The sequence below is a fragment of the Proteus genomosp. 6 genome, assembly GCF_040139785.1.
Taxonomy (GTDB): domain Bacteria; phylum Pseudomonadota; class Gammaproteobacteria; order Enterobacterales; family Enterobacteriaceae; genus Proteus.
Window position 1 is genome coordinate 1 of record NZ_JBEEVJ010000004.1, and the last position, 24983, is coordinate 24983.

At 39.5% G+C, this 24983-nt stretch carries 18 protein-coding genes; 7 read left to right on the top strand and 11 right to left on the bottom strand.

The features are described 5' to 3' along the window. The first annotated feature begins 180 nt into the window (after positions 1-180). Positions 181-738: a recombinase family protein gene (locus ABN212_RS05985; RefSeq protein WP_001162012.1), complete on the top strand. Its 558-nt coding sequence runs from the start codon at positions 181-183 to the stop codon at positions 736-738. A 2-nt stretch (positions 739-740) separates the two neighbouring features. Next, complete coding sequence (locus tag ABN212_RS05990; protein ID WP_001138073.1) at positions 741-3713, top strand: Tn3 family transposase; 2973 nt, start codon at positions 741-743, stop codon at positions 3711-3713. A gap of 82 nt (positions 3714-3795) precedes the next feature. Here the strand turns inward: ABN212_RS05990 and ABN212_RS05995 are convergent, their stop codons facing one another. Then, on the bottom strand, positions 3796-5298 hold the full coding sequence (locus tag ABN212_RS05995; RefSeq protein WP_349442994.1) for an MFS transporter: 1503 nt from the start codon (positions 5296-5298) through the stop codon (positions 3796-3798). Between the two features lie 153 nt (positions 5299-5451). On the opposite strand from ABN212_RS05995, the gene ABN212_RS06000 reads away from it, so the two are divergent. Together ABN212_RS06000 and ABN212_RS06005 are read left to right on the top strand one after the other, a co-directional pair. Next, positions 5452-6048, top strand: a complete 597-nt coding sequence (locus ABN212_RS06000) for a TetR/AcrR family transcriptional regulator (protein WP_349442995.1) — start codon at positions 5452-5454, stop codon at positions 6046-6048. Positions 6049-6070: 22 nt separating this feature from the next. After that, positions 6071-6301: an MFS transporter gene (locus tag ABN212_RS06005; protein WP_349443076.1), complete on the top strand. Its 231-nt coding sequence runs from the start codon at positions 6071-6073 to the stop codon at positions 6299-6301. Between the two features lie 70 nt (positions 6302-6371). On the opposite strand, the gene fhuB is transcribed toward ABN212_RS06005, so the two are convergent. The 4 genes from fhuB to ABN212_RS06025 form a co-directional block, all read right to left on the bottom strand. Beyond that, positions 6372-8339 carry a Fe(3+)-hydroxamate ABC transporter permease FhuB gene (gene fhuB / locus ABN212_RS06010; protein ID WP_349442996.1) on the bottom strand — a complete coding sequence of 656 codons (1968 nt, stop codon included), beginning with the start codon at positions 8337-8339 and terminating at the stop codon, positions 6372-6374. Continuing rightward, positions 8329-9249, bottom strand: coding sequence for an iron-siderophore ABC transporter substrate-binding protein (locus ABN212_RS06015; RefSeq protein WP_349442997.1), 921 nt, complete (start codon positions 9247-9249; stop codon positions 8329-8331). The genes fhuB and ABN212_RS06015 overlap by 11 nt, the downstream gene beginning before the upstream one ends. Continuing rightward, positions 9240-10022 (bottom strand): ABC transporter ATP-binding protein, encoded by a 783-nt coding sequence (locus ABN212_RS06020; RefSeq protein WP_349442998.1) that lies wholly within the window; start codon positions 10020-10022, stop codon positions 9240-9242. Before ABN212_RS06020 ends, ABN212_RS06015 begins: the two co-directional genes overlap by 10 nt. 74 nt (positions 10023-10096) lie before the next feature. Next, entirely contained in the window at positions 10097-12181 is a 2085-nt protein-coding gene (locus ABN212_RS06025; RefSeq protein ID WP_349442999.1) for a TonB-dependent siderophore receptor, read from the bottom strand. A 339-nt stretch (positions 12182-12520) separates the two neighbouring features. Here ABN212_RS06025 and ABN212_RS06030 point away from each other — a divergent pair, with 339 nt between their 5' ends. After that, the gene (locus ABN212_RS06030) at positions 12521-15127 is read left to right on the top strand and encodes a hypothetical protein (protein WP_349443000.1); all 2607 of its coding nucleotides are present in this window, start codon (positions 12521-12523) and stop codon (positions 15125-15127) included. Between the two features lie 90 nt (positions 15128-15217). Here the strand turns inward: ABN212_RS06030 and ABN212_RS06035 are convergent, their stop codons facing one another. The 6 genes from ABN212_RS06035 to ABN212_RS06060 form a co-directional block, all read right to left on the bottom strand. Further along, positions 15218-16816 (bottom strand): ABC-F family ATPase, encoded by a 1599-nt coding sequence (locus ABN212_RS06035; RefSeq protein ID WP_349443001.1) that lies wholly within the window; start codon positions 16814-16816, stop codon positions 15218-15220. A gap of 227 nt (positions 16817-17043) precedes the next feature. Continuing rightward, positions 17044-17670, bottom strand: a complete 627-nt coding sequence (locus tag ABN212_RS06040; protein WP_198619521.1) for an NAD(P)H-binding protein — start codon at positions 17668-17670, stop codon at positions 17044-17046. Between the two features lie 6 nt (positions 17671-17676). Continuing rightward, the gene (gene hutX, locus ABN212_RS06045; protein ID WP_232797447.1) at positions 17677-18165 is read right to left on the bottom strand and encodes a heme utilization cystosolic carrier protein HutX; all 489 of its coding nucleotides are present in this window, start codon (positions 18163-18165) and stop codon (positions 17677-17679) included. Between the two features lie 42 nt (positions 18166-18207). Beyond that, positions 18208-19554, bottom strand: coding sequence for a heme anaerobic degradation radical SAM methyltransferase ChuW/HutW (hutW, locus tag ABN212_RS06050; RefSeq protein WP_052038365.1), 1347 nt, complete (start codon positions 19552-19554; stop codon positions 18208-18210). A gap of 13 nt (positions 19555-19567) precedes the next feature. Then, positions 19568-20446, bottom strand: coding sequence for a heme/hemin ABC transporter substrate-binding protein (locus tag ABN212_RS06055; protein ID WP_349443002.1), 879 nt, complete (start codon positions 20444-20446; stop codon positions 19568-19570). 2 nt (positions 20447-20448) lie between these two features. After that, the gene (locus ABN212_RS06060) at positions 20449-22587 is read right to left on the bottom strand and encodes a TonB-dependent receptor plug domain-containing protein (protein WP_040133159.1); all 2139 of its coding nucleotides are present in this window, start codon (positions 22585-22587) and stop codon (positions 20449-20451) included. A 305-nt stretch (positions 22588-22892) separates the two neighbouring features. Here ABN212_RS06060 and ABN212_RS06065 point away from each other — a divergent pair, with 305 nt between their 5' ends. Both ABN212_RS06065 and ABN212_RS06070 read left to right on the top strand, forming a co-directional pair. Beyond that, on the top strand, positions 22893-23348 hold the full coding sequence (locus tag ABN212_RS06065) for a YaiI/YqxD family protein (RefSeq protein WP_040133470.1): 456 nt from the start codon (positions 22893-22895) through the stop codon (positions 23346-23348). A 139-nt stretch (positions 23349-23487) separates the two neighbouring features. Next, a complete protein-coding gene (locus ABN212_RS06070; RefSeq protein WP_198625620.1) occupies positions 23488-24888 on the top strand; it encodes an amidohydrolase in 1401 nt (466 codons plus the stop codon). Positions 24889-24983 lie beyond the last annotated feature (95 nt).

The window sequence follows — 24983 nt, forward strand, 5'->3', positions numbered from 1 at the left end:
CTGATGGATCCAACCCCTCCGCTGCTATAGTGCAGTCGGCTTCTGACGTTCAGTGCAGCCGTCTTCTGAAAACGACACCATGTGCAAACGATGTCAGAATAGAGTTAAATTTCCTATTGATTGACATATTCCGTCAAAGGTAATAGATTTCATCCTGACACTTTTGCCTTTGGAGGCATCTTGCAAGGTCAACGCATCGGCTATGTCCGCGTCAGCAGCTTCGACCAGAACCCGGAACGGCAATTGGAGGGTGTTCAGGTGGCGCGGGTGTTCACCGACAAGGCTTCTGGCAAGGACACCCAGCGTCCCGAGCTGGAAAGGCTGCTGGCCTTCGTCCGCGAGGGCGACACCGTGGTGGTGCATAGCATGGACAGGCTGGCACGCAACCTTGATGACCTGCGCCGCATCGTCCAAGGGCTGACACAACGGGGCGTGCGCATGGAGTTCGTCAAAGAAGGGCTGAAGTTCACCGGCGAGGACTCACCGATGGCCAATCTGATGCTGTCGGTCATGGGAGCCTTCGCTGAGTTCGAGCGCGCCCTGATCCGCGAACGTCAGCGCGAGGGAATCGTGCTGGCCAAGCAGCGCGGTGCCTACCGGGGACGAAAGAAATCGCTGAACAGCGAACAAATTGCCGAGTTGAAACGGCGAGTTGCGGCAGGCGACCAAAAAACCTTGGTGGCCCGTGACTTCGGCATCAGCCGCGAAACCTTGTACCAGTACCTGCGGGAAGACTGACCATGCCACGCCGCTCAATCCTGTCCGCCACCGAGCGCGAAAGCCTGCTGGCACTGCCAGATGCCAAAGACGAACTGATACGGCACTACACGTTCAACGAAACCGACCTGTCGGTGATCCGTCAGCGTCGCGGCGCCGCGAATCGATTGGGCTTCGCTGTGCAGCTTTGCTACTTGCGATTCCCTGGCACCTTTTTGGGCGTCGATGAGCCTCCGTTTCCGCCCCTGTTGCGCATGGTGGCCGCGCAACTCAAGATGCCAGTGGAAAGTTGGAGCGAGTACGGCCAGCGCGAACAGACACGGCGGGAGCACTTGGTCGAGCTGCAAACGGTTTTTGGGTTCAAGCCCTTCACCATGAGCCACTATCGGCAAGCCGTGCATACATTGACCGAGCTGGCCTTGCAGACCGACAAAGGCATCGTGCTGGCGAGCGCACTTGTCGAGAATCTGCGGCGGCAGAGCATTATCCTGCCCGCCATGAATGCCATCGAGCGCGCAAGCGCCGAGGCCATCACCCGTGCCAACCGACGCATTTACGCGGCGCTGACCGATTCTTTGTTATCACCCCACCGTCAGCGCCTGGACGAACTTCTCAAGCGCAAGGACGGCAGTAAAGTGACGTGGCTGGCATGGCTGCGCCAGTCGCCTGCCAAACCGAACTCTCGCCACATGCTCGAACATATTGAGCGCCTGAAATCCTGGCAAGCACTTGATCTGCCCGCAGGCATCGAGCGGCAGGTTCACCAGAACCGCCTGCTCAAAATCGCTCGTGAAGGTGGCCAGATGACGCCTGCTGATCTGGCAAAGTTCGAGGTGCAACGACGCTATGCCACGCTGGTAGCGCTGGCCATCGAAGGCATGGCCACCGTCACCGATGAAATCATCGACCTTCACGATCGCATCATCGGCAAGCTGTTCAACGCGGCCAAGAACAAGCATCAGCAGCAGTTCCAGGCTTCCGGCAAGGCGATCAACGACAAGGTGCGGATGTATGGGCGCATCGGTCAAGCGTTGATTGAGGCCAAGCAAAGCGGCAGCGATCCGTTCGCCGCCATCGAGGCCGTTATGCCCTGGGACACCTTCGCCGCCAGCGTCACCGAAGCGCAAACATTGGCGCGGCCTGCCGACTTTGATTTCCTGCACCACATCGGTGAAAGCTATGCCACGCTACGCCGCTACGCGCCGCAGTTCCTGGGCGTGCTCAAATTGCGGGCTGCGCCCGCCGCCAAGGGTGTGCTCGATGCCATCGACATGCTGCGCGGCATGAACAGCGACAGCGCGCGCAAGGTGCCCGCCGATGCGCCAACCGCATTCATCAAGCCGCGCTGGGCAAAGCTGGTTCTGACCGACGACGGCATCGACCGGCGTTACTACGAGTTATGCGCCCTGTCGGAGCTGAAGAACGCGCTGCGCTCCGGTGATGTCTGGGTGCAGGGTTCTCGCCAGTTCAAGGACTTCGACGAATACCTGGTGCCGGTCGAGAAGTTCGCCACTTTGAAGCTGGCCAGCGAATTGCCGCTGGCAGTGGCCACCGACTGCGACCAATACCTGCATGACCGGTTGGAATTGTTGGAGGCGCAACTCGCCACAGTCAACCGCATGGCTGCGGCCAACGACTTACCGGATGCCATCATCACCACCGCGTCAGGCCTGAAGATCACGCCGCTGGACGCGGCAGTACCAGACGCCGCGCAAGCCATGATCGACCAGACAGCTATGCTGCTGCCGCACCTCAAAATCACCGAGTTGCTGATGGAGGTCGATGAATGGACGGGCTTCACCCGCCACTTCACACACCTGAAGACCAGCGACACGGCCAAGGACAAAACCTTGCTGTTGACGACGATCCTGGCCGACGCGATCAACCTGGGTCTGACCAAAATGGCCGAGTCCTGCCCTGGCACCACCTACGCCAAGCTGTCTTGGCTGCAAGCCTGGCACATCCGCGATGAAACCTATTCGACGGCGCTGGCCGAGCTGGTGAATGCGCAGTTTCGGCAACCCTTCGCCGGCAACTGGGGTGACGGCACCACGTCATCGTCGGACGGCCAGAACTTCAGAACCGGCAGCAAAGCAGAAAGCACTGGTCATATCAACCCGAAGTATGGAAGCAGTCCAGGACGGACTTTCTACACCCATATCTCCGACCAGTACGCGCCCTTCAGTGCCAAGGTGGTCAACGTGGGCATTCGTGATTCAACTTACGTGCTTGATGGCCTGCTGTACCACGAGTCGGACTTGCGCATCGAGGAACACTACACCGACACGGCAGGCTTCACCGATCACGTGTTTGGCTTGATGCATTTGCTGGGATTTCGCTTCGCGCCGCGTATCCGTGACTTGGGCGAAACCAAGCTATTCATCCCCAAGGGCGATGCCGCCTATGACGCGCTCAAGCCGATGATTAGCAGCGACAGGCTGAACATCAAGCAAATACGCGCCCATTGGGATGAAATTCTGCGGCTGGCCACCTCCATCAAGCAAGGCACGGTAACGGCTTCGCTGATGCTGCGCAAACTCGGCAGCTACCCGCGCCAGAACGGCTTGGCCGTGGCGTTGCGCGAGCTGGGGCGCATCGAGCGCACGCTGTTCATTTTGGATTGGCTGCAAAGCGTGGAGCTGCGCCGCCGCGTCCATGCGGGGCTGAATAAGGGCGAGGCGCGCAACGCGCTGGCCAGGGCGGTCTTCTTCTACCGATTGGGTGAAATCCGCGACCGCAGTTTTGAGCAGCAGCGCTACCGGGCCAGCGGCCTCAATCTGGTGACGGCGGCCATCGTGTTGTGGAACACGGTATATCTGGAGCGTGCCACCAGTGCTTTGCGTGGCAACGGCACGGCGCTGGACGACACATTGTTGCAATATCTGTCGCCGCTGGGGTGGGAGCACATCAACCTGACCGGCGATTACCTATGGCGCAGCAGCGCCAAGGTCGGTGCGGGGAAGTTTAGGCCATTGCGACCGCTGCCACCGGCTTAGCGTGCTTTATTTTCCGTTTTCTGAGACGACCCCACGTAATATTGAGTCTTTTCTTGAATTTCTAGCTCAACGTTTATAGATATTAATCTGTGATTTGTTGAGTAAGTGCCTTATGTTTTGCTTTAACAGGAAAGAGCACAATAAATAAAGTCACAAAACATGAGATCCCCGCGATCGCAATTGCATAAGCAAACCCCGAATTAAATGCCTCTGGTAATAGAGTGACAAATCCTTTGTCTAAACTATTTGTCGTATTTTCAGTCACCAAACTAACAATATCGGTATAACTTACAGATATTCCCAATGTCTGACTTTGGAGCACCATATAATGAATTGCTTGCTGCACCATCAAAGTGCCTAATAAAGCAATTCCCATTGTCATACCCGTTTGTCTTAATGCATTCATGGTTGCAGACGCCATACCAGAACGAGATGGTGACACACTTTTCATCACTAAAGCACCTATTGCGGGTGTTGCTAATCCCATTCCAGCACCTAATACAAACAGATAGCTTCCTGTTATTCCATAATGGCTATTTGTTGCTAATGTCGCTAATAAACAAGAAGAAATAGCGATTAATAAGAAACCACAGATCATAAGTTTTCTAACAGAGAAATAAGAAGATAACCGTCCAAAAGACATAGAAAATAGTGCCATTGCAATAAATTCTGGTGCCATTCTCCAACCCGCTTCTAATGCACTCCAACCTTGTGCTTTTTGCAAAAAGAATGCGATAAAAAATACATTACTGTATGTAGCAAAACCCAAGGTAAAAGAAGAAAGGTTATATTGAAAGAACGTGCGATCTTTAAATAAAGCCAGTGGTAATAAAGGACGCTCCACACGTTTTTCTATCATTAAGAAAAGGGCAAGGAATATAATCCCCGCAATCAGTGTTGATACTGTTCTATAATGTGACCAACCCACAGAGCCAGCTTCAATTAAACCATAAGTCAGTAATCCTAATCCCAACATACTGGTTAATTGGCCAAAAGGATCTAAAGCAACATTTTCAGGATCAGCACTCTCACTTAATCCATACCAACCTAATAAGACGGTAATAATGCCAATAGGAATATTAATAAGAAATATACTCGCCCAGCCACTCACATAAACTAAAAAACCGCCTAAAATAGGACCAATAATTAACGATAATGCACTGACTGAAGACCAAATACCGATAATGCGAACCCGTTCAATATCAATAGGAAAAGCATGAGTAATTAAAGACAATGCACCCGGAATAAGTGCAGCCGCGGCAATACCTTGAATAATACGTCCAAGAATTAATATTTCATGTTGCTGTGCAATCGCACAAATTACTGAACCTAACGTGAAAATAATCACGCCCCATAGCCATACCTTCTTTCGCCCAAAGCGATCGCTCAAAGGACCTGATGACAAAATACAGGCTGACAAACAAAGCGCATAAGTATCAACAATCCACTGCAAGGTTGCCATATCAGCATGCATATCATTTTGAATAGTTGGCAGAGCTACATTCACGATACTAATATCGAGAGTTGCCATAAAAGTACCTAAACAAATGGCACAGATAAGTGACAGTCGTTTTAAATAAGTCATAAGCTTTTATTGCCTTAATGATGAATAATAATGGCATAATAATACTCGACCGACCGTCGGTCAATTGATATTGATAATGAGTTTCATTTGTCATCATTGTGACTCGCTTTAATATAGAGTACTCTTTACAAGCGGCTTTGAGGGAGATAAGCAATGTCATTAGAAGAACAAATAACAGATAAACCAAGAACAAAACCCGCAGAGGTTCGTTTAGAAGAGTTAATGAATGCCGCAGAAGCGTTATTTCTTGATAAAGGTTTTGATGCCACAACCGTTAGCGATATTGTAAAAAAAGCAGGGGTAGCAAAAGGAACGTATTATCACTATTTTTCTGCCAAAACAGACATTCTTGATGCGCTCAGAACACGTTATATGGATTGGTATTTAAATAAAATAGATAACGCCATGGATGCCTGCTCACAACAAGATCATCGTGAGAAATTAAAACAGTGGTGTGAAATCAGCGTTATTGCTTATGTTGAGAAACAAGAATTACACGACATGCTTTTTCATCAAGTATTTCATCAAAGCAGCAATATTCATGAAAATAGAGCATTACAGCAAATTCAAACACTGTTAATTTCAGGTACAGAAAATAAAACTTGGCATGTTACACAACCGGAATTAACCAGTACATTGATTTATCATGGTATGCATGCTGCGGTTGATAATTTAGGTCATAGCGAAGAATATACCGCAAAAACATTAGGTAATATGCTATATCAGCAATTTACTCAATTGCTAAAATAAGCGTTAATGATATATCGTGACAATGTCACTTATTGAGAAGATAGTCCCAGAAAATCAGCTTACTGAAGGAATGACATGGTTACTTTCAGGATTAAATGTAGGCACAGCAATTGGTGCAACATTAACAGGGCAACTTATTGATTATTCTGGTGTTCAATCTGGCGTATGGGTTGCCATTGGCGCAAGTACTTTAGTGATGTTAATTGCATTTATTGGCTTTAAATGCATAAATAATCACAACAGTAAGATTTAAGCACAATCAATAATAATTAAAGCCTAAGAATATCAGCAAGATTAATGTTGATATCTTAGGCTTTTTTCGATCAGCGACTACGATTTAACAGCATTAAACAAAGGAAATAGCTACCACCTAAAATCGCTACTAAAGTTCCTGCGGCAATTTGTGCAGGATAAATCAATATTTGCCCAAGCCAATCAGCCCAAACCATTAAAGTCGCACCGATTAATCCCGAAAGAATTAATTGTGATTTTATTTTTTGAGCGCCAATTAATACCGCCATATGAGGAGCGACTAAGCCAATAAAGGCGATAGGGCCAACAGTTGACGTAACTAATGCACATAACAGAGAAACAATAATCAGTAAAATAATACTTGCTCGCGCTGTATGTAATCCTCGCGCTAAAGCAAAGTTTCGACCAATTGATATTAATGCCAACCATCGAGTGAGTAATAAAACAACGCCCACAATAAAGATGATAGCTAATGCAAAATAAATAGCTTGTTGCCCTGTTACACGATAAGTCGAGCCTGATAACCACAATAATATTTTATAGCTACTTAACGAACCTTTCGCTAAGAAAAACTGAATAAAAGCCTCTAAACTCGCGGTTAATGCAATACCCGTTAAGATTAAACTGGCAGGGGCATATTGGTGCCTTTTACCCAACACTAATAAGATAATCATAACAACGCCGCTTCCTAATAACGCAGTTCCCCATTGTGATGTTTGTAAAGTACTTCCCAGAATTAAGCTAGAAAATACCAAAGCGAAGGTTGCACCTGATGAAACACCTAAAATATCTGGGCTGGCTAACGGGTTATAAATTAAACGTTGTAAAATAACGCCAGCAATAGCCAGTGCAACACCAGCAAAGAGTGCTGTTAATAGACGAGGGAAACGCAAAGCCCATTGATAAACGGAAGGTATTTCCCATAACCATTGGCGCTCATTAATATGAATAAACAGGGTAAGCGCTAATCCAAGTATTAATAATGCCGTTATTCCTATGACCGTATAATTCGATATTTTTTTAGTTTGAGAAATAATTGAAATAGAAAGCTGATCTTGAGCTCGCATTTTCTTACGACTAAACCAAATTAATGCTGGCGCCCCAATAGCCGCTGCCGTAACACCACTAGGAATAACTGTATTGAGCCACTGACCAACCCATATCGCAAGACTATCGGTAATTAACAGCAAACATATTCCCATTAATCCACTTGCAATGAGTTCTTGGCTAGACGTTCTAGCTCCTAATGTTCTAACTATATTAGGTGCAAGTAATCCGATAAAACTAATTACACCAACAGCCGTAATAGAAACAGAAACTAACCAAGTACTTAATATAATGAAAAAGGCAAATGCAGGTAAAACAGAAAGCCCACGAGCCGCCGCACCTTCATGCCCTAAACGTAATAAAGTGAGAATACGAGGTGCAAAGATAAAAATAAGTAAAACAGGTGTTATTCGTGGTAATAACCAATAAACTTTATCCCAGCCATCTTGTGCTAAATCACCAGCTCCCCACATGAATATATTTTGAGCAAATTGTGAGTTTAATGTCACTAATGCCGTTGCAATAGCGCCTAATAAAATATTGACCACCATACCTGAAACAACTAAAGGTAAGCCGGTCATATTGCGAATACCTGCAATAATAATCACCAGAGAAAAGGCTAATAAAGCGCCAATTGTTGCAGCTACTGCACTGTAATCTGTAACCCAGCCAGTGAACCAAATATTAACGATCACTAAGGCTAGCCAAGCACCTGATGACGTTCCTAAGGTTAAAGGGGAAGTTAAATTATTTTGCGTTAATTGCTGCATTAAACTGCCAACAACACCAAATAACCCGCCAATAACAACGGTCATAGCTAAACGTGGTAATTGTGCGTGCAAGAAAAAAACATCAGCAAAAGGCATTGTTGTGGCTGAATTAGCCAATAAATACAATTGATGAGATAAAGAAAGAGAATTATCAATTTGTAAGTTGGTAATGCTTAATAAGATAATTACCAAAAAATAGAAAGTAAGTTGCTTAATTTTCATTACTAGGTGCCATATCTAATAAGCTTTCAGTAATGGCTTGCGCCATTAATGTCAATGATGTCATTCCTCCATAATTCCAGACAGGTTTGACTGAATGAAAATGCCCATTTTGTACAAATGGCATGGCTTTCCATAATACTGATTTTTGCAGTTTACTTTCATCAGGAAAAGGCAACATATAAAGGACATAACCATGTTTAATCTGTTGCAATACATTCATTCTTCGTTGATCAATACCCCAAGGTTGTGGCGGTAATGATATTGCCGATTTCAGCCCCAGCTTATTTATCACATATTCGGTTGTTGAATTTTCAGTATATAAAAAGATGGAGGTGAGCGTAGAAAAACGGATCACTTCTACTTCAGGTAATGTGATAAATGCCTGCTGTAACTTTGCTTTAAATTGCGCAAAAGTAGCGTCCATTTCAGCTAACTTTTGTTGTGCGAGAGCTTCTTTTCCCAAAAGCGAAGCAAGGGTATTAAAATGCGCTAGAGCGACTTGTGCCGCATTATCTTGGCGAGAAAAATTAGGTAAATAAACCACAGGAGCAATGGTTTCTAATACAGGTAATAAATCTTGTTGTGAGCTTGATGCTAAAATAAGGTCAGGTTTTAACGTCGCTATTTTTTCTAAATTAGGCTCTGCTCGCATACCAACTTCTTCAATAGAATTCGGTGCAATAGGGCGAGCAACCCATTGGTTATAACCTGCAATTTCAGTTGCCCCTACGGGGATAACTTCAAGTGTTAATATTTGTTCAAGTAAATCCCAGTCTAAAACAATAATACGTTGCGGTGTGTTAGAAGCCTTTTCATTATTATGTTGCGCCGCATTTACTGTGGGGGTAATTAAGAAAATTACTAAACAAAAGGACAGTAAATTAACTATTTTTTGTAATATTACACGCATACCACCGCCACTTTATGTTGTTGTGAGCCTTTATTATCAGGGTGTTCAATCAGCTTAATGGGTGTTTCATAAAGCGAGGAGAGTCGCTCATCATCAAAAAGTAACGAGGCTTCACCTTCAAACGCAATTTTCCCTTTTTTAAGTGCGATGATATGAGTGGCATAACGCAAGGCAAGGTTAAGATCATGCAAAATAACAATAATACCAACGTGCTGAGTTTGATTTAACTCACTCAACAATTCCATTAATTGGTATTGATGATGTATGTCTAATGCCGAGGTTGGTTCATCTAAGATCAAGATCGGTGATTGTTGAGCGAGTAACATTGCAACCCAAGCCCGTTGACGCTCACCACCTGATAAATCATCTGCAAGCGTGTCAGCGAAAGGAAGTACTCCCGCTTTTTCCATCGCCATTGTGATAATTTCATCATCTTTTTTATTCCAACGGCCGAATGTTCCACGCCAAGGAAAGCGTCCTAAACGCACTAATTCTCTGACAGTTAATCCAGCAGAAGCGGGAAGTTTTTGGGGAAGAAACGCGATTTGTTTAGCCAAATCACGAGGCTTATATTGTGAGATATTACGGTTATTTAGTGTGAGACATCCGCTATCAGGAATTTGCTGACCCGATAACAAACTGACGAGTGTCGATTTACCTGAGCCATTATGGCCAAGCACAATGGTTAATCCTGAATCTGAAATACGCAGTGAGGGTATTGATAAAATAGTGCGTCCACCGCGATCCATTTGAATATTTGAGAGTTCAAACATGGTCACTCATTTATAAAATCATATTCCACCTTTTATTGCATGGTTAACAATAAAAAGCGGAATAAAAAAGAAAATTACCAGCGATATTTAGCGTTTAATAAAACAGAACGAGATTGCCCGTAATAGCAGTAATAATCACAGCCAGAGAGATATTCTTTATCAAGAATATTGTTGATATTTAGCTGTAATTGCCACTGTTTATTGAAATTATAGGTTGCTGCCATATCCCATAATGTTGCACTTGGTACTGTTAAATCACTGCTCTTAGGATTATCTTTAGATTTACCTAAATAACGAACACCCGTTCCTAAAGTTAAATCTTGGGTTCCTGTTATTGGAATAGTGTAACTACCCCAAGCAGAAGCAGTATGTTTAGGAATTAAACCTGCTTGTTGTTTACCTCTATTACCCGTGTCATCGGTTTGCATATCGGTATAGGTGTAATTGGCTTTTAACGCTAAACGTTCCGTTAATTGCATTTCACTTGTTACCTCAATACCTTTTGAAGTCACTTTACCTGTTTGTGTTGAAACAAATGTCGTTGGGTTTGCAACAAGCGCATTTTTCTGAGTGATATCAAACCAAGCAATATTAAAGTAGCCATCCATAAAATCAGGTGTATATTTCACACCTGCTTCAATTTGCTCACCTTTTAACGGTTTATACAGATCCTTTGTTGCTGGATCGATAGTGCTCATTACCTCAAAGGACTCGGAATAACTGACATAAGGCGATAATCCATTATCCGCTAAATACATTAATCCTGCATTCAGGCTAAATTCGCTATCAGTACGAGATTTATCCTCATTTTTTACTTTTGCTGTATTCTCTGTTTTTACCCAATCTTGGCGTACACCAGCAACGGCAATCCAGCGACTATCAAATTTGGTTTGATATTGTGAATAAAGGCTATATTGGGTTTTATCAATAGTCCGATTAACGTTATCTACTGGATTGAGTGGGGTATAGTTTCCGTAAATAGGGTTCCAAGGATTAATGGTGCCAAAACTATAATTATCTTGTTCATCACCTTTAGTTTGGTGATATTGCAACTCTGCGCCTGCTAATAATGTGTGCTCAAAGTTATCCGTATCCCATTCACCGACCACATTATTATCAAAGGTAATACTTTGATTTTTACCATCACGGAAAACAACACCGCGATTCAATTCTGTTGCTGTTATATCTGAATTAGGAAATGCATAAACACTACGTAAGAGCAGATCGTTATAACCATAATTTAAACGTTGAGAAAAACGCCAAACATCATTGATGTTACTCTCTAATAAATAACCAGCTGAAATTTGGGTTCGTTTATATTTATCGTATCCTGGTTCACCTAAGTTGGTAGTAGGCTTTATTTTACCAAAAGGAGATGAAATTAATGTACCGGCAGCAGGGAAGAAAGGATTAGTTGGCGTACCATCATCATGCAAATAGGTTGCCATAAAGGTTAATGATGTATCATCAGTCAGGTTGATCGCAACACTTGGCGCAAGATAAATACGCTCATTATCAGTGTGAGATAATTCTCCATCTGACTTTTTCATTAATCCAACAAGACGATAGCGCACACGTTTATCATCGGTAGCACTTGAAACATCAAAACCTAAACCACGTTGGTCATTATTTCCGACCTCAAGAAATACTTCATTTTGAGGCTTAAAGCTGGGTTTCTTTTGTACGACGTTAACCGCACCACCTGGTGTCGATTCACCAAATAATACCGCCGATGCGCCTTTTACCACTTCAATTTGTTCAAAACCATAAGGCTCTAATAACCATGTATAATAACCATCACGGAAAAGACGGCTACCATCTAAATAGGTTGCTGCTTCAAAGCCACGAACACGAAGCCAATCTGTGTCGTTATCCGCACCATAAGGTTGAGAGACAACACCAGATGTATAACGCAATGCTTCATCTAATTTTTGTGGAGCATGTGTTTCTAGATCTTGTTGAGAAATAACAGAAACCGATTTAGGTGTTTCTTGCAAACGTGTATTTACTTTTAGTGCTTGAGCGCTCACAACAAGCTTCTCAACGTGTTCTGTTTTTGCTGTTTCTTCAGCAAAAGCCTGTGTAGTCAAAATAAAAGGAAGGGTGGCAGAACAAAGTAATGCCACAGGTTTCAATTTAAATGCATAAAAATTAATCACAATAAGTCACCGAATAATAATCATTACTATTACCACTATTATTCATGTAATCGATACTAAGGTAAATTAATTTATGCAAAAATGTCTATAAATGATAATTTTTCGGGTTAATTAACTGCTTATGTCAATCCAAGCAAGGCGTCCACCGACAGAAGTGCTGCGATGTTGTGCATGGTGGCTTAAACATAAAAATAGTATTATTGATATATTGGCATATGCTCTACATTATAAAAAATAAAAGTATTTTTTATTAAAATAATCAATATATTTATTTATATTAAGTAATTTTATTATTATTTATTATTATTTTACTTTAAATATTTTCAAACTAAGTGAAATATGAATAGCATAACCATAGGAAATAGTAAACTAACATCAGCTCAAGTTGATAGGGTTTTATCTGGAGAAAAAGTCAATAAAGTCATGACTATCTGGGATAAGATAAAAGATTTTTTCCATATTAGCGATAAAAAGCAAGTCATGACATTGTTTTATGATGTTTATTATAACCCTAAAGTTTCATTTTTAGATAAAATAGATAAGTTTCAAGAACTAAGGAATTTATCACTAAATGATTATAAGGATACATTTAACATTAAAATAGATGATAATGTTTTTTATTTTGAGATAGGGGACATTCAGGATGGTACACATATATCTCAATCATATTTTAAAATTGATTGCACAGAAGAACAAAATGAAAATATCATTAATAATCAAAGTATTAAATCATTGTTTAATCAATCACCCCAAAATGATATTGATAATATAGTATCAATAGTAGTAGATAAAATAGATAGAATAAATAAAATGGAAAATAAAAGCACGGAAGAAAAAATAGAATTAATAAGAAGCACTTTATCATTATTATTGAATGATGATAATTATAGAGATAAAGAACTCGATTCTTTTAAGAAAGGAAAATCAAAACTAAATGAGATTGCATCAAAAAAAAATTGTAGCGGAATGACAGAAAAATATGTCATGGATAAAATATGGATAAAAGAAAATGGTAATGAAAAATATAATGACTATTACACCAGCTTATTAATAGACAATATTTTTAACGATAGGTTTTATTCAACCTATAATATAATATATAGTTATCTGGGACTGAAAGAAATTCTCAATAAAGATAGAAAAATATTAGATATAGAGTTTACACCAGAAAAAGTAACTTTTTTTCTTCTAGATGAAAATAATAATAAAATCATATCCAATGAACATTCAAATATAACACAGAAATTTAATTTAGACTTTGCAGCATTTGAATACATTATAAATAATGAAAACGTATACAATAATGCAACTTTAAAGGAAGATAAAGAAAAATTAACTAATTTTTTATCTACTTACTATATATTAAGTGAAAAATTAAATGAAAAAGAAAAAGGCGACCTGTTTATTAACATATTGAATTTAAAGGAAGAAAAAACCATATTAGGTGATAAATTAGAATTAATTAAATCGATATCTAAACAATATAATAATAGTAATATAGATAAAAAACTGGACATTAAAATAACTCAAGAAAAACAAATAGAATTTAAGCTTAAAACCAGTGAAAAGGGGAATGACAATGTATTAAAATTTACCATTCCTTATGATGATAATAATTTAGGTTTACTTAATATAAATAACTTTAATAATAGCGATTTCTCCATTGAAAACAAAATAAATATATTAGCAAATTTAGATAAGTATAATAAAAACTCAACCATATTAAAGATCTTTCATTATCATAATTTTGAAAAATCTTCAGAGTTAAAGGAAGAATTTAAAAAAGAATTTCGCGGAATAATCGAGCCTTTATTGATGGATAAAGAAAAGACAAATATTTTTGAAATTAGCACCGAAGAAAAAAACATAATAGAAAAATTACCTAAAAACACCGATATTTATAGTGTAAAAGAAATAAATGAAGTATTTAAATATTATAATGACATATTATTTATAAAAAGATTAGACTTACAAGATATTAATAACAAAAATAAATATTTAATAAATTCAAAAATCGACAACTTAATTTTAAATGGCAATAACAAGAAAGAAACTATTAGCGAAGAGTTTTCCGCCGAGCTAAATAAAATAGTTGTAGAAAATATCATCGAAAAATTAAAAAAAATAGAAATAGAGTCTCAAAAAAATAAAATAAACATTTTATCTTCCAATAAATTTGACACAGAAAATCTTAACAAAGAAAAATATCTCGACATCTTATTTTCTGGAAATTTTAATAAAATTATAGAAACAAACCATAAAGATGGAAAGCTTCCAAATATAACTGATTTACTGGAAATAAAAGTAGATAAAAAAAGTGAAAAGGATGAAGATATAATTAAAATTAGAGTATCAGAAAAAAGAACTCAAAGTTATTTAATTAATAAAATTAAAGAATATGTTGAATCCCCTGCAAATTTTCTAGCAAATAAGCTTAGCAATTCAATGAAAAAATTAAATTCAATATTAAATTTAGAAGTTATAGATCACTCTTTATTGATCGAAATTAATGATGAAATAAAATATTTAATGAAAATTATTACAGAAAAACAAAATGAAAATGATTTAAATGATATTAAAAATTCATTGTTGAGGTATGAAAATAACAGTGAAATGATTAGTAAAAACGCAAATATAAATAAATTAGCAAAGAAAGAAAAAGATACTACTGGGTCTATAATCAATGATAGTGCGTTAAATGTAGCATTATTAAACAATATAGATATGTTGGGTATTTTATTATCAGATAAACATATGGATTTAAAATATAAAAAGGATAAAGAAGAGAAATTTAAGCTTATCGAAGAAAAACAAATCAGTGAAGATTTATTATTTGAAACTCCTTTATTATACAGTGGCTTGGAAATAATGATAAAAATAAATAGAAAAATAAAAAATAAGCCTGATGTGGAAATTTCAGGAAACTATAATAAAATAAGAATGTAAAAACCCATTTATCTAAATTTTAAAAGGCTTAGTCAATTCACTAAGCCTTTTTCATTTATCTTATCTACTATTTAATAAATAGGGCGGCGATTAAGCCTCAACACCTTTTTTCGCTAAGAACTCATCATAAGTTCCTTGGAAATTAGTCACTTTTTCAGGTGTAATTTCAATAATACGGTTTGCTAATGAGCTAACGAATTCTCGGTCATGAGAAACGAAAATCAACGTACCTTGATAAAGCTCTAATGCCATATTCAATGATTCGATAGATTCCATATCTAAGTGGTTGGTCGGCTCATCCATAATTAAAATGTTTGGTTTTTGCATCATTAGCTTACCAAATAACATTCTACCTTTTTCACCACCAGATAAAACTTGGACTGATTTCTTCAAATCATCTTGAGAGAACAGTAAACGACCTAATACGCTGCGTACAGATTGCTCATCGTCTTCTGGTTTCATCCATAAGCTCATCCAATCAAATACTGTCATATTGACTTCAAAATCAGTTGCGTGATCTTGTGCATAATAGCCAATGTTTGAGTTTTCAGACCATTTTAAACGACCTGTATCAGGTGTTAATTCACCGACTAATGTTTTGATCATTGTCGATTTCCCCACACCGTTATTACCTAAAATAGCCACTTTTTCGCCCACTTCAAGCATCATATTGACGTTTTTAAACAGCGGGGCATTATCATCATAGCCTTTAGAGATATTTTCCACTTCAAGCGCATTACGGAATAATTTTTTCTCTTGTTCAAAACGAATGAATGGGTTTTGACGGCTAGACGCTTTCACTTCTGCTAATTGAATTTTCTCAATTTGTTTTGCACGAGAGGTTGCTTGGCGTGATTTAGATGCATTAGCACTAAAGCGACTCACGAAAGATTGTAATTCACTAATCTGTGCTTTTTTCTTCGCATTATCCGCTAATAAACGTTCGCGAGCTTGAGTCGCTGCAAACATATATTCATCGTAGTTACCGGGATGAACAGCAAGCGCACCATAGTCTAAGTCTGCCATGTGCGTACAGACCATATTTAGGAAGTGACGGTCATGGGAAATAATGATCATGGTACTGTTACGTTCATTTAGCGTTTGCTCAAGCCAACGAATGGTATCAATATCCAAGTTATTCGTCGGTTCATCCAATAATAGAATATCTGGATCAGCGAACAGGGCTTGCGCAAGTAACACACGTAATTTCCAACCGGGAGCCACTTCACTCATAGGGCCATTATGTTGTTCTAATGGAATACCTACGTTTAGCAATAATTCGCCAGCACGAGATTCAACGGTATAACCGTCCATTTCACCAAATTTCACTTCAAGATCAGCAACACGTAAACCGTCTTCTTCGCTCATTTCAGGTAAGCTATAGATGCGTTCGCGTTCTTGCTTCACTTCCCAAAGTTCTGTGTGACCCATAATTACCGTATCAAGCACAGTAAACTCTTCATAAGCAAACTGGTCTTGTTTTAGTTTACCAAGGCGTTCATTAGGATCGAGAAATACGTTGCCGCTACTTGGCACTAAATCGCCACCTAAAATTTTCATAAAGGTTGATTTACCGCTACCGTTGGCACCGATTAAACCATAGCGATTTCCGCCACCGAATTTGACAGAAATGTTTTCAAACAGAGGCTTTGAGCCAAACTGCATAGTGATATTATTGCTGATTAACAAGACGAATACTCATTATTAGTGAATGACAAAAGGTAATGGGGCGGCATTATGCCACAAGTTACCCCTATTAAGACAGTAAAGTGACGAATGACTATAAAGGAATTTTTGTTGTGAGAGAAAAACACATCGTAATGTGAGTTATTGCCCACGAGAAAAATAAGAAAAAAGAGATAACACAAAAGTGCTATCTCCAAGAATAATAGAGTAGATATTAATACATAACGTGCTTATTTAGAAGGCACTAAACCAGGTTCAACTACGGCATAGACTTGATCGTCTAAAAGGTCAGCGTCTAGAAGTTGTGCCACTAAACGTGCAACATCTCGGCGATTAACTAAACCATGAGTTTCTTCGTATTGATAAAGCTGAGCCTTACCCGTTTCTTCACCATTCAGTAATCCACCGGGTCTGACAATCGCATAATCAAAACGACTGGTTTGCAACCACACTTCAGCCAATGATTTTTCTCTCACAGCTTGACCAAACGCGGCTTTTGCTCTGTCAGATAACGCGACCCAACTATCGCCACACCCTAACGAAGAAACCATTAACATACGCTGAAAACCCATTTTCTCCGCAGTATCAATTACGGTTCGATGAGCTAAATAATCATTTTCACCGCCCATTGTGGAAATGATGTCTGCTTCTTTTCCTGCCAATGTTAAAACAGCTTCAACAGCCTTAGCATCAATCGCATCGCCGATAACTGTTTTGATCCCTTTTTCTTCTAACCGATTAGCTGCCTCTTCGGAACGAACTAAAGCCACAATAGGGCGTCGTTGTGTAACGCCAATATCTGCAATATGTGCGCCAACACCTTTACCGCCAGCGCCAAAAATAACCCATGTTTTCACGCGCAATTATTCCTTATTTAATTGTTGTGCTAATTGACGGAAGGCTGATAATTGCTCTGGTAACAATTGACGATGTTCGTCTCTACCAAGGAAAATCTTAAACATTGCAACGCCTTCATGATTGAAAAATAAGATAGAGGCGGTATCCATACCCATAAATTTACGCTCGATCATCGCAATATATTGGCAATTTTCGGCTTTAATATGGCCTGTCATTCCTTTTTTACCACGTAAGTTAAAATAGCCATGACGATGAAAACCACTTGGTAATTCACCGCTAAACTCTAAAATAACATCTTGAGTATGCACAAGCGTGGTGACATTACCCCATTTCATGACGTTATCCCACACTATATCGAATTGCTCACCACCCATTAATGAACGTGATGGTAAATGTCTTACAACGTCTAATAACGTTGTATTAAATTGCGTCGCAATAGTTTCCAATGTGCCATCAGGCTCTGTCATTAAAAATTGTTGTAACTCTGTATTCATGATGTTGTTTCCATCTTTTCATTAATAGTAAGGGTGATGAGATTAACGAGGAGTATTTAACTGCAAAATTAATTGCTGTAAGGAAGTCAGTAAATTACTTGCCCAAAACCGACCTTCATTGGTCAGTTTCATGCAAAGAAAATCATCTTCAACAAGACCTGCTTGATACCATTGATTTAATAAAGGGGAGAGCTGAGTCGCTTGCGGACTTAATTTGGCTAAATCAACACGACCACATTCAATGCCCGCTTGTAGTTCATGACGCCAACGAAAACCGCTGTCTGTTGTACGGCTCATCATCATCAACGGTTTTTGGTTATCCGTGATTTTTTGATAATAATTATCGAGTGAGCGTTCAATCATCCAAGAATAACCATTAACTGAACCACCAGCACCAGAGCCAAAGGCAAGACAATCCGCGCCTTGTTTAATTAATAAATTATAGAGATTGCGTTCACGAGTTGTTCTAGCCCAATGACTATTACTGATCTGACGCCAACCCACGTTATCCATAAAATCACAACCTTGAAGATAAAGCGCTCGCCTTTCTATCGGTGTTGGTACTGTCACACGTTGATTTTCGACAGCTTTACCTAATGGTGTATTTGGCAATAAATTCAAGGCATATAAATCGACACCATCTAAGCCAATATCATGGGCAATAGTCAGATCCTCTTGCCAATTCAGCGCATTTTGTCCCGGTAATCCAAATAACAGATCACACACCACAGCAGCTCTATCTCGTAAACAGAGTCCTTTCATAAACTTAGCGGCTTCTTCACCGGTTGATGTCCTTGCCATTCGTTTACGTATTTTGCTGTTAAAGGTTTGAATACCAATAGAAAATCGATTTGCACCTGCATCTAAACAAGCATCAATTCGATTATCATCAAAATTTAAAACGCGACCTTCAATCGTGATTTCGCAATCTGGTGCTAAGGGGAGTGATTGGCGTAAATGTGTGATCACACGATAGAGATCTTTTGCTGATAATGCAGAAGGGGTTCCACCGCCAAAGTAAACTGCATGAATTGGTGCTGACTGATAAAGTAAGCTATCTGATTCAGCCGATATCTCACGCAGTAATGCGTCGGTATAACGCTTACAGGCTGCTTCGTGATAGTTATTTTGATAGAAACCACAAAATGTACAATGCGTTGCACAAAAAGGGATATGAATATACAACAAACGTTTACACGCAGGCGTTTTACTGTTTAACAGAGTTTGCCATGTAGATTGTTGATCTCCTTTCGCAATAGGTACAGAGCCTCGCCACGGCATTGTGGCATGTCTATCACGAAAAGGGCTATCACCCTCAAGTGCAAAATGGGGAGTAAGATCGATTTCAGTCGAAAATTGCGTGCTATGTGTTGCGACTAACTCTTTCATTATTAAATCATTCCTACTTATTATCATTAACAGGATCAGCGGGATAAAATTGTTGATGCAATAACTCCACGGCATCCACAATACGAGGTCCCATTCCCAAAATAAGGGATTGATCAATTTCAATAATGCGTTGATTTTTCCATGCTTGTGTCATTGAGACACCGGGAACGGACGCTAATCCTTCAGAGGCTCTTATACCGCCAGTATGGTTTTGTTGGCTTTGTGTGGTTATCACGATAACTTCTGGATCAGCCGCGATAATGGCTTCTGCGCTATAGATACGATAATTTTCGTGAGTGGCGATATTATCTCCACCCGCTAATGCCAAAATGGCATCTGCAACACTGTTTTTTCCTGCAACTTGAGGAATTCCCCCTCCTGGTGAAAGAAAGAACAACACTTTTACTTTACGCTTAATGTGATTATTTTTAGCTGTGATCGTCGCTAAACGAGATTGCAGTGAACTAATCAAAGTTTCTGCTTCTGTCTGTTTATCTAATGAAACCGCTAAGGTACGAATATTTTTAAGCATTAATTCAAACGTAGCGGGTGTTCTTGGTAAAGAAATAACCTTTACATTATGTTGTGCGAGTTGGCGTAATACCATTCTAGGTTCAGCATCATCCCAAGTCACAAAAGTAGAAGGGCGTAATGACAGAATGCCTTCTGTACTTAACTGTTTCCAATATCCGATATGAGGCAATGCTTGTGTTTGTTCAGGATAAGACGTTGTTTCATCAACACCGACAACCTTATTGCCAGCACCTATGGCATAAACCAATTCCGTTATAGAGCCTCCAGCAATAACCCAGCGTTCATTATTTTTGTTTTCTTTTGCCATTAAGTTAAAAGGCAACAATAACAAACTAAGTGCGATTACTATTTTTTTCATAATTAAAATGCCCATGTCAGACCAACTGCTGCATTAATTCCCGCGGCAGGAATAGATTCATGAGCCGTTTGATAACGCTTATTTAAAATATTATTTAAATCGAAGTTAATACGGTATTGATCGTTATGACCAAATTCTGTACTCAATGAAAGATTAATCGTCGTCCAACCTGCATAGTGCTGTTTATTTTCGGGGTTACTATGATCTTTCGCTTTTGTTGCTGCTCTTAAATATAAGTCCGACATTAGATTCATATTATTGAGCAGTAATAAATGCTTAGCACCAATACGAGAAGTTAATGTTGGTTCACCGGTATCCCATGTTTTCAATGTTGAACCAATAAATTGACGACGTATCACATTGGCAGAAACATAAGGAGTAATTGACCAACCTTGGTATTGAGCCATCACTTCCATACCATAAGTTTTCGCGCGATCGATATTGTCGTAATAGAAATAATCTGCTCGGCCAGTTTTACTATTTCCTTCGCAAATACGTTCTCCCGCACAAGCGATAGATGTGATGTAATCTTTAGCTTCAGAATAATAAATCGCGCTATCGATGTACCAATTATTCCCTTTATAACGCGCACCAAATTCCACATTATTAGAATGTTCTGCTTCAAGATCGCGATTACCGTAAGTCACCGCACCGCCAGCAGTTGTGTTCATGAATTGCTGAACAAGTGTCGGGAAAACATAACCTTGTGCAAACGCGAGACGTAATTCTGTATCTTTAAATCCAGAATAACGCAAATGAGATGACACAATAAAAGCGTTATCTTTCACAGAATCGTAAGCTAATGTCTTATAACTTGTTCCTGTTTTATTATGGTGAATAGTTTCATCACCATCTTGTAATTCTGATTCCAACCAATATTGTCTGGCGCCCATAGTCCATGACCAATCATCTGTTATTTTCCAATCATTTTGGGCAAAAACAGAGATATTGGTTTGTTTACTGCGGTTATGCAAAAGAGATTGTTTTTCATAATTAACAGCAGGTGGAAAACCCGTTGTACTATTTGAAGAAGTCTGCCCAGCGGATGTTTGTTTTACTTTATCTTGTTGATATTGAGCGCCTAAAATTAACTCATTATTTGCAGGTAAAGTAAAATTAGCCTGCATAGTCATTCCATAAGTATTTTGAGTGTCTTCAGACTGAGTTCGGTTTTTAACGGTTAAATTACCAATCATTGGGCTACCCGTTGGGGTAACAACACCAACACGGTTTTCAAATTTTCGCTCTATACGTTGTGTATAGGCATCAATATGAAGTTTTTTGAAATAATCTGTATCAGCATCATAGTCATAAAATAAACCGACTTTTTCACGCTCAAGTTTAGGTACTTTAACGCTAAACTCTTGATATTTTCCTTCATCAGCATAATAAGATTGTGTTGATAAATTATAACGATCGAGCGAAAGACCAAACTTATGTTTATCCACTTTATAACCTAACCATGCACCTTGACCGTTATTTCTAAAATGCGTATTAGGTAAACGCCCATCAGGAGTATATCTATCACCATGATCGGCATAACTTCCATTAAGGCGATATTCAAAATCACCGACAGTACCTGAAATTAATGCAGACTCTCGCCATCCCATCGTTGCTGAGTCATAAACGACTTTGACATTTCCCCCAAAAGGCTTATCGCCACCTTTTTGAGTAATTAAATTCACCACACCGCCAATAGCTTGAGAGCCATAAAGCACAGAATAGGGGCCTTTAACCACTTCAATACGCTCTAGTGCAGATTCATCAATTAAAATACCGGCACCATAATTTTGACCGCCTCGTTGATAGGTTACTTCTTGTCCATCAACCAATAAAAGTACACGCGATGATGCTTCTCCACGAATACGGATCTGTTTACGGCCAGCAAGGCTATTGTCTGTAACTTCAACACCAGGAATATCACGTAATTGGTCAGCAATAGAAGATGAATTTGATTGGCTTAATGTTTCTTTATCAATAACTTGGATAGTAGCAGGGCTGTTCCATAAAGAAGTTGCGCTACGTGTTGTTGTCACAACAAGTGTTTCTTCTTTAGGTGGAGCATTATCAGCAATAGCATATTGAGAGAGTGAGAGTGTTAAAGCGGACAACACGAAGCAAGATTTAAATTGAATGCACATAGTCGCAGACCTTAATGAGATCGGTAATTATTATCATTCGCTTTATAATTTAAGTTTTGGTATTCATCAACATAAAAATGGCAAATAGAATACATCTTTGATTTTGATCAAGGTAAAATTGTGATCTCATGCACAATGGATGCTTAAATAAACAAAAAAGGCATAAAAAGAAGGGTTTTTAAGCAAATAAAGAAAAGGAGACGAGAAAGAGTAAAGCTTCAATCACTTAGTTAGTATTAATGTGTTATTTTAAACACCATAAATATAGACCATTTAATACCGAAAATAACAAAGAGAGTGTTGTTATGCCTATATGGGTTGATGCTGATGCATGTCCAAAAGTAATCAAAGAAGTGTTATATCGTGCAGCAGATAGAGAAAAAGTGATTATTACGTTTGTTGCTAATCAACGATTAATTGTACCTGCATCGCCTTTCTTACGTACATTACAAGTTTCGGCTGGGTTTGATGTTGCTGATAACGAAATTGTTCGCCGCACCAATAAAGATGATTTGGTTATTACCGCTGATATTCCATTAGCTGCCGAAGTCATAGAAAAGGGCGCAGTAGCACTGAATCCAAGAGGTGAACGTTATACTGAAGCAACTATTCGTGAACGTTTAAATATACGTGATTTTATGGATACGATGAGAGCAAGCGGTATTCAAACTGGAGGACCCGCAAGTTTAAGTCAGCGTGACCGCCAACTTTTTGCGAATGAATTAGATAAGTGGCTTTTACAACAAAAAAAGCGCGCTTAATTTAAGTCAGTAAACAAATGCGATAATAACTTCAATTAATTATTTATTCGGTGATCTCATTCACTTTCAATTGATATCAAAAACCAATGAATTTATTTATAATCTTAAGGAAATTTTCCCATCAAGACGAGAGGTAATGATGTCATTTTCTAAATCTATGCTTGCTTTAGCTGTAATGGCTGTCTCTTTTTCTAGTTACGCGGCAAAACAGGCTGATTTGATGATAGTTGACGGCACTGTTCTGACTATGGATCAGCAAAATAAAATCATTGAACAGGGTACTGTTGTCGTAAAAGAGAATAAAATTATTGCCGTTGGTGGCCCTGAGCTTTCTAAAGAGTATCAAGCTAATAAAGTATTAGATGTTGATGGTGATATTGTGATGCCGGGTTTAATTAATACCCATACTCATGGTTCGATGACGGTATTTCGTTCATTAGCCGATGATGTGCCAGACAGACTTCACCGTTATATTTTCCCACTTGAAAGCAAAATGGTTTCTCGCGAAATGGTCAGAGTAGGTGCTGATCTTGCAAATATCGAAATGGTAAAAGGTGGCGTAACAACTTACGTTGATATGTATTATTTCGAAGATGAAGTAGCCAAGACTGTTGATAAAATGGGTAATCGTGCAGTATTAGGAGAGTCTGTTATTAATTTCCCTGTTGCCGATGCAAAAACACCAGAAGAGGGTATCCAATACGCAGTAAACTTTATTAAAGAATATAAAGATCACCCTCGTATTATCCCAGCATTTGCACCACATGCTCCTTACACAAATACCACAGAAAACCTTCAGAAAATTGCTAAGTTATCAATAGAACTTGATGTTCCTGTTATGATCCATTTAGCTGAAACTGATCGTGAACAAGAAGAAATCGCTAAACGTACTGGCGGTAAAAGCCCAGTTCAATATATGGCAGATATCGGAGCGTTAAATAATAAAGTTATCGCGGCTCACGCAATTATGGTCGATGATAACGATATTGATTTACTGAAAAAATATGATGTTGGTGTCGCTCATAATATTAGTGCAAATACTAAATCAGCGAAAGGTGTGGCGCCTGTCGTCGCGATGCTAGAAAAAGGTGTTCGTGTAGGTTTAGGGACTGATGGCCCAATGTCAAGTAACACACTAACGACGATGAATGAGCTAAATCTTGTGGGTAAAATCCATAAGTTAGAGAATAAAGATCGTGCTGCTATGCCACCATTAACCGTTGTAGAGCTGGCAACAATGGGGTCGGCGAAAGTATTACATATGGAAGATAAATTGGGATCTTTAGAATCAGGTAAACTTGCTGATATTATCGTTGTTGATACTAAATCACCTAACATGGTGCCAATGTATAGCCCTTATGCAGCATTAGTTTATGGTGCAAATGGAAGTAATGTTCGTCATACCATTGTTGATGGAAAAATCTTAATGGAAGATCGCCAATTATTAACAGTTGATGAAAAAGCCATTATTAAAGAAGCGCAAGATTTCTCTGATAAAGTGCGTAAAACTGTTATCGACAGCGGTGAAGTTGTTAAATAAAAATCGATAGCAATATTTTTATCCTAGGCAGTTTGTTTTTAAACTGCCTTTTTCATTGTTTATTACTGAAATTTTTCTCTTATTCTTATCTAAAC